The 8,964-nt window shown below is 68.5% G+C and carries 12 protein-coding genes; 2 read left to right on the top strand and 10 right to left on the bottom strand.

Features of this window, described 5'->3' with window-relative positions:
- Positions 1–64 precede the first annotated feature (64 nt).
- From PMI14_RS16765 to PMI14_RS16745, 5 genes are all read right to left on the bottom strand, one after another.
- Positions 65–583: a MarR family winged helix-turn-helix transcriptional regulator gene (locus tag PMI14_RS16765; RefSeq protein WP_007856375.1), complete on the bottom strand. Its 519-nt coding sequence runs from the start codon at positions 581–583 to the stop codon at positions 65–67.
- 83 nt (positions 584–666) lie between these two features.
- Positions 667–1,299, bottom strand: coding sequence for a maleylacetoacetate isomerase (gene maiA / locus PMI14_RS16760; protein WP_007856374.1), 633 nt, complete (start codon positions 1,297–1,299; stop codon positions 667–669).
- Entirely contained in the window at positions 1,296–2,000 is a 705-nt protein-coding gene (locus PMI14_RS16755) for a fumarylacetoacetate hydrolase family protein (protein WP_007856372.1), read from the bottom strand. Before PMI14_RS16755 ends, maiA begins: the two co-directional genes overlap by 4 nt.
- Positions 2,001–2,040: 40 nt before the next feature.
- Positions 2,041–3,078, bottom strand: a complete 1,038-nt coding sequence (locus PMI14_RS16750; protein WP_007856371.1) for a cupin domain-containing protein — start codon at positions 3,076–3,078, stop codon at positions 2,041–2,043.
- Between the two features lie 20 nt (positions 3,079–3,098).
- Positions 3,099–4,310, bottom strand: a complete 1,212-nt coding sequence (locus PMI14_RS16745; RefSeq protein ID WP_007856370.1) for a 3-hydroxybenzoate 6-monooxygenase — start codon at positions 4,308–4,310, stop codon at positions 3,099–3,101.
- 260 nt (positions 4,311–4,570) lie between these two features.
- Here PMI14_RS16745 and PMI14_RS16740 point away from each other — a divergent pair, with 260 nt between their 5' ends.
- Positions 4,571–5,515, top strand: a complete 945-nt coding sequence (locus tag PMI14_RS16740; protein WP_052024424.1) for a tripartite tricarboxylate transporter substrate binding protein — start codon at positions 4,571–4,573, stop codon at positions 5,513–5,515.
- Between the two features lie 142 nt (positions 5,516–5,657).
- Positions 5,658–5,816: a DUF3309 family protein gene (locus PMI14_RS34280; RefSeq protein ID WP_007856361.1), complete on the top strand. Its 159-nt coding sequence runs from the start codon at positions 5,658–5,660 to the stop codon at positions 5,814–5,816.
- Between the two features lie 94 nt (positions 5,817–5,910).
- Here PMI14_RS34280 and PMI14_RS16735 read toward each other — a convergent pair whose 3' ends face one another.
- The 5 genes from PMI14_RS16735 to PMI14_RS16715 all read right to left on the bottom strand — a co-directional run bounded on the left by PMI14_RS16735 (position 5,911) and on the right by PMI14_RS16715 (position 8,955).
- Positions 5,911–6,468 carry a hypothetical protein gene (locus PMI14_RS16735; protein ID WP_007856359.1) on the bottom strand — a complete coding sequence of 186 codons (558 nt, stop codon included), beginning with the start codon at positions 6,466–6,468 and terminating at the stop codon, positions 5,911–5,913.
- A 152-nt stretch (positions 6,469–6,620) separates the two neighbouring features.
- On the bottom strand, positions 6,621–6,998 hold the full coding sequence (locus PMI14_RS16730) for a PH domain-containing protein (RefSeq protein ID WP_007856357.1): 378 nt from the start codon (positions 6,996–6,998) through the stop codon (positions 6,621–6,623).
- Positions 6,999–7,036: 38 nt separating this feature from the next.
- Entirely contained in the window at positions 7,037–7,492 is a 456-nt protein-coding gene (locus PMI14_RS16725; RefSeq protein WP_007856355.1) for a YiiD C-terminal domain-containing protein, read from the bottom strand.
- Between the two features lie 15 nt (positions 7,493–7,507).
- Positions 7,508–8,041, bottom strand: a complete 534-nt coding sequence (locus PMI14_RS16720; RefSeq protein WP_007856354.1) for an NUDIX hydrolase — start codon at positions 8,039–8,041, stop codon at positions 7,508–7,510.
- Positions 8,038–8,955 carry a LysR family transcriptional regulator gene (locus PMI14_RS16715; RefSeq protein WP_007856351.1) on the bottom strand — a complete coding sequence of 306 codons (918 nt, stop codon included), beginning with the start codon at positions 8,953–8,955 and terminating at the stop codon, positions 8,038–8,040. Before PMI14_RS16715 ends, PMI14_RS16720 begins: the two co-directional genes overlap by 4 nt.
- Positions 8,956–8,964: the final 9 nt, after the last annotated feature.

The raw sequence follows: 8,964 nt of genomic DNA, 5'->3' as shown, positions 1-8,964 counted from the left end.
CCGGGCGCGCAAACGCTTGCACGACAAGGCGGCGCAGCCCTCGGGCTCGCCGCTTTTTTCATTCCTAGCCCTTGCTGGCCTTGGCCCGTGTGCGCGAGGCAGGCAGCTCGGGTGTACTGGTGACGCTGGGCGCCCGGCTGAGCACGTTGTTGGCGTTGACCAGGGTCTTGAGCATGGCCATGAACAGCTCGCCCTGCTCGGGCGGCAGGGGCGCCAGCATGCGCTTTTGCGCGCGGCGCATGCCGGGCTCGACCTGGCGCAGCAGGTCTTCTCCCGCGGGCGTGAGCGTGAGCAGGCGCACGCGGCGGTCGCCCGGGCTGCTGTTGCGCACCATCCAGCCCCGTGTTTCGAGTCGGTCGATCACGCTGCCGATAGTCGAGGTGTCGAAACCGATGCGCCCGGCCAGGCGGCGCTGGTCCAGCCCCGGCTCGCGCTGCACGGCCGCCAGCGCGCCGAACTGCACGGGGGTGATGCCGAACTCCTGCGTCTCCTCCAGGAAGATGGCCACCGCGATCTGCTGCAGCCGGCGGATGTAGTGGCCAGGCAGTTCTTCGAGCGCAGGGGAATGGGATGGAGAGGACATGGGCAGCTGCAAGGACGACAGAAAGGAAGCGGCGGCAATCCGCGAGGCCGCAGTCTATCGGATGCCGCGGGCAGCCCGCAGGCTCAGTCCGCGTGCGCCATGGGCGCTGCCAGACGGAACGCAGGCAACTCCGCGCAGGCCGCGTCCACGGCGCTGATGAGCGGCCAGCGCGCCAGGTCGACCTGGAAGCGGCGCGCGCTCTCCACCTGGGGCACCAGGTAGACGTCGGCCAGGGTGGGCGCATGGCCGAAGCTGAAGGCGCCCCGCCCGGCATCGCGCGCCAGCAGGGCCTCGTAGGCATCGAAGCCCGCCGTGATCCAGGTGGCGCACCAGGCGTTCACCGCCACCTCGTCGCAGCCCAGCTGGTGGCGCAGGTACTCGAGAATGCGTCGGTTGTTGACGGGGTGGATGTCGCAGCCCACCAGCGCAGCCAGGGCCCGCACCTGGGCGCGGGCATCGGCGCCGGCGGGCAGCAGTGGCGGCTCGGGGTGGCGCTCCTCCAGCCATTCGATGATGGCGGGCGACTGGATGAAGGTCTGGCCTGCGTGCTCCAGCGCCGGCACCAGCATCTGCGGGTTGATCGCCCGGTAGGCCTCGCCCAGGTGCTCTTCGCGGCGCAGATCCACCGGCACATGCTCGACGGCAAGGCCCTTGAGGTTCAGCGCGATGCGCAGCCGGTGCGAGGTGCCGCTGCGAAAGAAGTGGTGCAGCTTCATTCTGCGGGGCCCACGGTGAGGGCGATGCTGCCCACGCCGTCCACATGGCCCTGGATGCGGTCGCCCGGCAGCACGGCGCCCACGCCCTCGGGCGTGCCGGTGTAGATGAGGTCGCCGGGCTGCAGGTGGTAGAACTGCGACAGGTCGGCCAGAAGCTCGCGGATGTTCCAGATGAGCTTGTCCACGTCGGACTGCTGGCGCACCTGGCCGTTGACGCGGAGCGCGATGGCACCGCGCTCGATCACCACACCGGGCATGGGCACCACCTCGGAAGCGATGGAGGACTGCTCCACGTCCTTGCCCAGGTCCCAGGGCCGGCCCTTGTCGCGTGCCACCAGCTGCAGGTCGCGCCGCGTCATGTCCAGGCCGCAGGCATAGCCATAGATGTGCGTGTGCGCCTGCTCGGGCGCGATGCGAAAGCCGGCCGTGCCGATGGCCAAGACCAGCTCCATCTCGTAGTGGTAGCTCTCGGTGCCCGGCGGATAGGCCACGGTGGCGCCGGATTCCACCACGGTGGACGGCGACTTGGTGAAGTAGAACGGCCGCTCCTGGGGCTTGTCCACCGGCCGACCCATCTCGACGGCATGGGCGTGGTAGTTGCGGCCCACGAAGAACAGGCGGTTCACGGGCAGGCGCGCGGCCTGGCCGCGCACGGGCAATGAGACGGTGGCGGGAGGGGTCCAGAGGTAGGTGGTGGACATGCTAAGGCTTTCCAAAAAAACAAAAGGGATTGCGCAGCCATCAGCCGCGGTTCTCGAACACGCCCAGCTTGCGGTGCAGCGGGCTCTCGTCGGCGATGAAGAGAAAGGCCGGCGCATCGGCCGAGCGGTTGGCCAGCGTGACCGTGGTGTAGCCGGGGGCGCAGCAGGTGTCGGCCTCGGCCAACGCAAAGCACTGCTCCTGCACGCGCACGTCGGCCGCACCTTCGATCAGGTGGAACACCATGGCCGGCGAGCGCGCGGGCAGGCGCAGCACCTGCCCCGGGCGCAACATCTGCGCATAGAAGCCCAGGATGTTCTCGGCGTCGGCACCGGTCTCGGGGTTCACATAGGTGATCTGCACCGACGCGAGCGCGGGCTGATCGGCGGCCAGCGCCTGCAGCGCCGCCCGTGCCTGGAACCAGGGGTAGCGCAGCAGCGGGTAGGCACGCTGCGTGCGCTCGAATACCGGCGTGGGCAGCATGCCGCCGCGCGCATAGGCGCGGTCGCCCGCCGCCCCGGTGATTGCCTGGCGCGGGCCGTCCACGTGGTACGAGACCTCCAGGTAATAGGCCAGCGGCAGGTCCAGCACATCGAGCCAGACCACGGGCTCGGTGCCCTCGTGGGCGTGCTCGTGCCACAGGCCGGTGGGCGTGAGGATCAGGTCGCCGCGCTCCATGGGGCAGCGCTCGCCATCCACCGTGGTGCAGGCGCCCTCACCCTCCACCACCATGCGCACCGCATTGGGCGTGTGGCGATGCGCAGGGGCCCACTCGCCGGGCAACAGCAGCTGCATGCCCAGGTACATGGCGGCGCTGGCCTGCATGCTGTCCGGCCCGTGGCCGGGGTTCGCCAGCACCAGCACCCGGCGCTCGGCCTTTTCGATGGGAGTGAGTTCACCGGCCCGCATCAGCAGCGGCCGCAGCGCCGCGTAGGGCCAGTGCGTGGCCTGGGTGCGCGGCCGCGGCTTGTCCGGCGGCAGCATGGCGCGCAGGCTGGGCCACAGGGGTACGAGATTGCGTTCTGCGAGTGCATCGCGGTAGTCCTGGGGCAGGTCTTCCAGGCGTCCAAGTTCTTGCATGGGTGTTCTTTCCTTGGGGTTCAGTGCGCGGCGAGGCAATTGCCCACGTTCCAGCCGTAGAGCCATTCCATGGCGTCGTAAAAGCGCTCGGGGCTGCGCCCGCGCCACAGGTCGTTGCGCACCAGGCGCTCCACCCCCCTGGCGTGGTAGATGCGGCCCATCTCGCGGCCCGAGAGCACGATGCGTGCGGTGCGCGCCACGCGCGAGCGCTGGTACCGATCGAGCGCAGCATCCCAGTCGTTGCCATGCACGCGCAGGGCCTCGCCCAGGGTCACGGCATCTTCCAGCGCCATGCAGGCGCCCTGCGCCAGGTACTGGGTGGTGGGGTGGGCGGCATCGCCCAGCAGCGTTGTACGGCCATGCGTCCAGCGCGCAATGGGATCGCGGTCGGCGGTGGCCCAGCGCTTCCAGCTCTTGGGCAGGTCGATGAGCTGGCGGGCGCGCGGGCAGATGTCCTGGAAGTAGCTCTGCACCTCCTCGCGGCTGCCTTCGGTGACGCCCCACACCTCTTCCTTGCGGCTGTGGAAGGTGACCACCACGTTGTACTGCTCGCCGCCGCGCAGCGGGTAATGCACCAGGTGGCAGTGCGGGCCCACCCAGATGCTGGCGGCATTCCAGCGCAGCTCCTCGGGGAAGTCCTCGCGCTCCACCACGGCGCGGTAGACCACGTGGCCGGTCACGCGGGCCGGGTCGCCCACGTACTGCTGGCGCACCACGGACTTGACGCCATCGGCCCCGATCAGCGCCACCCCTTGCCAAGCCTTGCCGTGCTGATCGAAGGCCGTGACGCCGCCCGCGCCCTGCTCCACGCGCTCGATGCGGGTGTGGGTCTGCAGGCGCACGCGCCCGGTGGCCAGTGCCCCTTCGAGCAGGCAGTTGTGCGCATCCACCCGATGGATGACCGCATAGGGATTGCCGAAGCGCGCGCGGAAGGCCTCGTCCGTGGGGATGCGGCCCACCTGGTACTCGTCAAGCGCGTCGTGCATCACCATGTAGTCGGTGAACACCGAACGGCTGCGCGCCTGCTCACCCACCCCCAGCGCATCGAAGGCATGGAAGGCGTTGGGCCCCAGCTGCATGCCGGCACCGATCTCGCCGATGGCCGGCGACTGCTCCAACACCTGTACTTCAAACCCCTGGCGCACCAGGGCCAGCGCCGCCGCCAGTCCACCGATGCCACCGCCTGCCACCAGCACGGGAAGGCCCGCGGCGCGCTCGTTTGTCTGCTCCATCGCACACCTTTTCAATAAATTTAATCAGTACACTGACAATTAGTGTAGCAACGCCAAGGGTGCCAAGGCAAGCCGTTGCCGGTCATTTTTCTGATTTAAAGCGCATCAAGGGTTTTCACCAAGCATGTCAGTCTTTCGTCGGATCTATGATTTTCATCAGCATACTGTCAATCAGTGATCAAACGATCCACACCTTTCAGGAGACATCCGTGAACCCAATCACCCGACGCCGCTTGCTTGCCTCGCTCGCCTGCACGGGCATGCTGGTGGGCGCCCTGGGCACCAGCCACGCCCAGGGCAGCGACTTTCCGGCCAAGCCGGTCACGCTCTACACCGCCTTTGCCGTGGGCAGCGGGCCCGATGCCGTGCTGCGGCTGGTGGCGCACAAGCTGTCGACCCAGTGGAAGCAGACGGTGACGGTGGACAACCGCCCTGGCGGTGGCGGCTTCATCGCCATGGATGCGGCCAAGCGCGGCGCGGCCGACGGCTACACGCTGCTGCAGCTCGACAGCGAGCACCTGGCCGCCGTGCCCCACCTGTACAAGAAGCGCAACGTGGACACGCTCAAGGCCTTCGACCCCGTGGCGCCGCTGTTCCGCACCCCCTTCATGGTGGCGGTGCCGGCCCAATCGCCCTGGAAGAACATGACCGACCTGCTGAACGACGCCAAGGCCAAGTCCGGCGGGCTGAGCTATGGATCCTGGGGCGTGGGCAGCCCGGGCCACCTGGGCGGCGAGTGGCTCGAATCCATCACCGGCGTGCGCATGACCCATGTGCCCTACAAGGAGGTGAGCCAGCTGTACACCAACGTGGCCACCGGCGAGGTGGCCTGGAGCTTTGCCAGCATTCCGTCGAGCCAGGGCGTCTACAAGGCCGGCAAGATCAAGTACCTGGCGGTGGCCGCACCCAAGCGCATCCCGCAGCTGCCCGACGTGCCCACCGTGGCCGAGGCCGGCGGCCCGGCGCAGCTCGACGTGAACTCCTTCGTGGTGCTGGTGGCCCCCAAGGGCGTGCCCGCCGCCGTGCGGAGCAAGATCCATGCGGACGTGCTCGCCGCGCTGGCCGACCCTGAGGTGCGCGAGCGCTTCAACACCTTTGCCTTCGAGCCCCTGGCCTGGACGGTGGAGGAGATCGGCCGCAACGCGGCGGCCAAGTCCAGCCAGTACGAGCAGCTGATCACCAAGGCCGGGATCACGCTCGACTGACGCCGGCCAGCCAGCCAGCCAGCCAAGCCCGCGCCTCCCACACACTGCGTCGGAAAAGCCTGACATGGGGGCGCGCCTGCCGCCTGCGATCTGGCGCAGGGGCTGATCGAACAATGCAGTCACCACAACAAAAGGAACTGCCATGTCGCTCTCCCTCATTCTCCTGATCGTCCTGATCCTCATCCTCGTCGGCGCGCTGCCCACCTGGGGCCACAGCCGTTCGTGGGGCTATGGGCCCAGCGGCGGCATCGGCCTGGTGGTGCTGATTCTGGTCATCCTGCTGCTCATGGGCAGGATATAAGCCTCCGGCGGCCTGTAGAGGGCCCAAAGCAAAAAAGCGTGGCCATGCCACGCTTTTTGCTTTTTGGACGTCCCTGGAGGGTGCCTGCAGGCGCTCAGGCCGCCTTGCGCAGCTGCGCGTTGGCAAAGGCCGTGGTGAGCTGCGCCAGCTCGGTCTGGTTCACGACGCCGTTGGCATTGCCATGGCGGTCCACCAGTTGCAAGAGCGACTGCGACAGCTCGCTGCCCCCCTTGGACCCCGACGTGGCGGCAACCCCCTTGAGGAATTCATCGCGCGAGATGGCGCCGTCCTGGTTGGCGTCGAAGCCGGCGGCCAGTTGCTCCTTTTGTGCATCCGTGGCGCCGAAGCTGGCGAGCAGTTCCTGGAAATCCTTCTTGGACACCGCGCGGTCGGCCTGCGATGCCGTCAGCGCCGTGCCCGCATCGGCACCCACACGCGCGCCCAGCGGGCCATCGAGCTTGCCGGAGGTCATCAAGAGACCCTTGCCGGCAAAACCGGTCAGGGCTTCGGCCTCCTTGCTCAGCGTGACCACGGCAGATGGTTCGGCGGCCGCCGGCTGGCTCGCGCGCGCCGTGGCCGCAGACTTGCTGCCCGAGGCGGCGTTGTAGAGAAAGGACGCGACGGACGCGAGGCCGGAAATAAGGGGTGACATGGCCAGTGGACTCCTGTGCGCGGCTTGGCTGCCGGTGCTTCCCGACAAAGCACCAGGGCAGACCATCGCCCGGTGGTCCAGCATATGCGGCAAGCGCTTCATGCAATGGGCAGAAAAGCGGCGCTGCACAGCCGCTTTTCCAGACCATGCCTCTACTTCAGCACGTAGCTGGCGAGCACGCTCTGCACGTCGTAGATGCTGAGCTTCTTGTTGAACTGCTTCTGGAACGGGGTGGCGCTGCCCGAGATCCAGATCTTGAGTTCGGCATCGAGGTCGAAGGTGCCCCCGGTCTCGATGCTGAAATGGGTGATGCTCTTGTAGGGCAGCGAGTGGTACTCGACCTTGCTGCCCGTGATGCCCTGCTTGTCGACCAGCACCAGGCGCCTGTTGGTGAAGACGAAATAGTCGCGGATCAGCTGGTAGGCGTGCTCGACGACCTCGCCCGGCATCAGGATGCGGGCGAACTCTTCCTGAATCTTGGATGCATCGATCTTCGACGCATTGCCCATCACTCCGTCCAAAAGTCCCATGGTGGTCTCCCCGTTGCGAGGCGATGATCGTAGTCCGGCTAGCGATACCCCTGCCCGAAGGCGACGAATTCGCCCGTGAGCCGCCCCGACGGCTGCCCGTGGTACATCAGCACCGATGTTTGCGCGATGCGGCCCAGGCCCTTGCGCTCGAACACGCGCACGAAGGAGCGCCAGGCCTGCTCGGTGGGTGCCTCGGCCACGGCCGTGAAGGTTCCGTCGATGGGCAGCTCGTAGTCCATGGTGTTGCGCTGGATCACCAGGCGGCTGCCCAGGCCATGCGCGGAGAGCCGCAAGTGCAGCATGGACCAGGCGGCCAGGATGGCCACCGCCGAGGCGCTGCCGCCGAACACCGTTTCGCGGTGGTTGATGTTGGGCGCCAGCGGCGCGCTCAGCACCACGCGGTCCAGGGAGGCTTCGAGCACCGAGACCGCCATGGCGCCGGACAGGGGAATGTGCTGGTGCAGGTAGGCCTGCAGGTCGTCGTCAGCTTGCATGCGTGGCTTTCTCAGTCAGGAGGATCCGCAGGTCGCGGCCCCGGCAGGATGCTGCGGGTCGCGGTAGACGATGTGGAGCACCCCAGGGTGCCGCTCCCGCGAGAGCGCTTCGCGCAGAAAAGGCGGCTTGAGGTCCAGGCCTGCGAGGGCCGTGCGGTCGAACCAGGCAAACTCCAGCCGGCGCCGGCCCTCCACCCCCTCATAGGGCCCCGGGGACTGGTCGAGCAGGCCCCCTGGCTGCGGCTGCACCTGCAGGTACAGGCCCGTCTCATGGTAGGCCATGCCCTGGTAGGTGAAGAAATTTTCCACCACGCAGACCAGGGCGCCGGGCGCCACCACCAGGCCCAGCTCTTCCTGCATCTCGCGCACCAGGGCTTCGCCAGCGCTCTCGCCCGGTTCGATGCCGCCACCGGGCAGGGCCCAGAAGGCATCGCCCTCGGCACGGTGCAGCAGCACCTGGCCGGCACGCTCGATGACCGCGGCGGCGCGCAGGCGCATGCGGCGCTGGGCAGGCGTGGCGGGGACAGAGAGGACGGCGGACAGGCTCATGGGCCCGATGCTATCGCGCCGGGCAGTGCGGGCAGCAGCAGCCCCTGCTGCGCCGCCACCGTCTCGCGCAGGAAGGCCCATGTGGCCTGCATGCGCGCCACATGCTTGTTCTCCTCGGGCATGGACATCCAGAAGGTGCGCGTGAAGCGCGCCTTGCCGGGCAGCACGAGCGTGAGGGCCGGGTCCTGCGCGGCGACGAAGGCCGGCAGCACCGCCAGCCCGGCCCCGGCGCGCACCGCTTCGTACTGCGCCAGGATGCTGGTGCTGCGCAGCGCAAAGCGTGCGGGGCGGTGCAGTTCGTCCAGGATCTGCAGTTCCTTGGTGAACAGCAGGTCGTCCACGTAGCTGATGAAGCTGTGGCCGCGCAGGTCGTCGGCCGCGCGGATGGGCGCATGGCGGGCCAGGTAGTCGCGCGTGCCGTAGAGCTGCAGCACGTAGTCGGTGAGCTTGACCACCAGCACCGCGCCGCGCGCCGGACGCTCCAGCGAGATCACGATGTCCGCCTCGCGCCGCGACAGGTGCACCAGGCGCGGCAGGGCCAGCAGGTCCAGCACCAGGCCCGGGTGCTCCAGGGCAAAGTGCGCCAGCTGGGGCGCCAGCACCAGGTTGCCAAAGCCCTCGGTGGTGCCGATGCGCACCAGGCCCTGCAGGCCCTGGCGCACGCCGGGGGCGGCATTCTCCACCGCGAGAAAGGCGGCCTCCATGGCCTCGACCTGGGGCAGCAGCGCGCGGCCGGCCTCGGTCAGCCTGTGGCCGCCGGCCTCGCGGGCGAACAGGGCCGACCCGACCTGCTTTTCGAGTGCCTGGATGCGGCGCGCCACCGTGGTGTGGTCCACCGTGAGGCGGCGCGCCGCGCCCACCAGCGTGCCGGCGCGCGCAAGCTCCAGAAAGTAGCGCAGGTTGTCCCAGTCCATGGCGTCGGG

This window comes from Acidovorax sp. CF316 (assembly GCF_000276605.1).
In the GTDB taxonomy this organism is placed as follows: domain Bacteria; phylum Pseudomonadota; class Gammaproteobacteria; order Burkholderiales; family Burkholderiaceae_C; genus Acidovorax.
This window is presented reverse-complemented; position numbering and strand designations above follow the sequence as displayed.

What these genes read in the sequence shown, in the direction of transcription:
- PMI14_RS16765 (WP_007856375.1), bottom strand. Translation starts at nt 583, where the DNA reads ATGTCCTCTCCATCCCATTCCCCTGCGCTCGAAGAACTGCCTGGCCAC.
- maiA (WP_007856374.1), bottom strand. Translation starts at nt 1,299, where the DNA reads ATGAAGCTGCACCACTTCTTTCGCAGCGGCACCTCGCACCGGCTGCGC.
- PMI14_RS16755 (WP_007856372.1), bottom strand. Translation starts at nt 2,000, where the DNA reads ATGTCCACCACCTACCTCTGGACCCCTCCCGCCACCGTCTCATTGCCC.
- PMI14_RS16750 (WP_007856371.1), bottom strand. Translation starts at nt 3,078, where the DNA reads ATGCAAGAACTTGGACGCCTGGAAGACCTGCCCCAGGACTACCGCGAT.
- PMI14_RS16745 (WP_007856370.1), bottom strand. Translation starts at nt 4,310, where the DNA reads ATGGAGCAGACAAACGAGCGCGCCGCGGGCCTTCCCGTGCTGGTGGCA.
- PMI14_RS16740 (WP_052024424.1), top strand. Translation starts at nt 4,571, where the DNA reads ATGCTGGTGGGCGCCCTGGGCACCAGCCACGCCCAGGGCAGCGACTTT.
- PMI14_RS34280 (WP_007856361.1), top strand. Translation starts at nt 5,658, where the DNA reads ATGTCGCTCTCCCTCATTCTCCTGATCGTCCTGATCCTCATCCTCGTC.
- PMI14_RS16735 (WP_007856359.1), bottom strand. Translation starts at nt 6,468, where the DNA reads ATGTCACCCCTTATTTCCGGCCTCGCGTCCGTCGCGTCCTTTCTCTAC.
- PMI14_RS16730 (WP_007856357.1), bottom strand. Translation starts at nt 6,998, where the DNA reads ATGGGACTTTTGGACGGAGTGATGGGCAATGCGTCGAAGATCGATGCA.
- PMI14_RS16725 (WP_007856355.1), bottom strand. Translation starts at nt 7,492, where the DNA reads ATGCAAGCTGACGACGACCTGCAGGCCTACCTGCACCAGCACATTCCC.
- PMI14_RS16720 (WP_007856354.1), bottom strand. Translation starts at nt 8,041, where the DNA reads ATGAGCCTGTCCGCCGTCCTCTCTGTCCCCGCCACGCCTGCCCAGCGC.
- PMI14_RS16715 (WP_007856351.1), bottom strand. Translation starts at nt 8,955, where the DNA reads ATGGACTGGGACAACCTGCGCTACTTTCTGGAGCTTGCGCGCGCCGGC.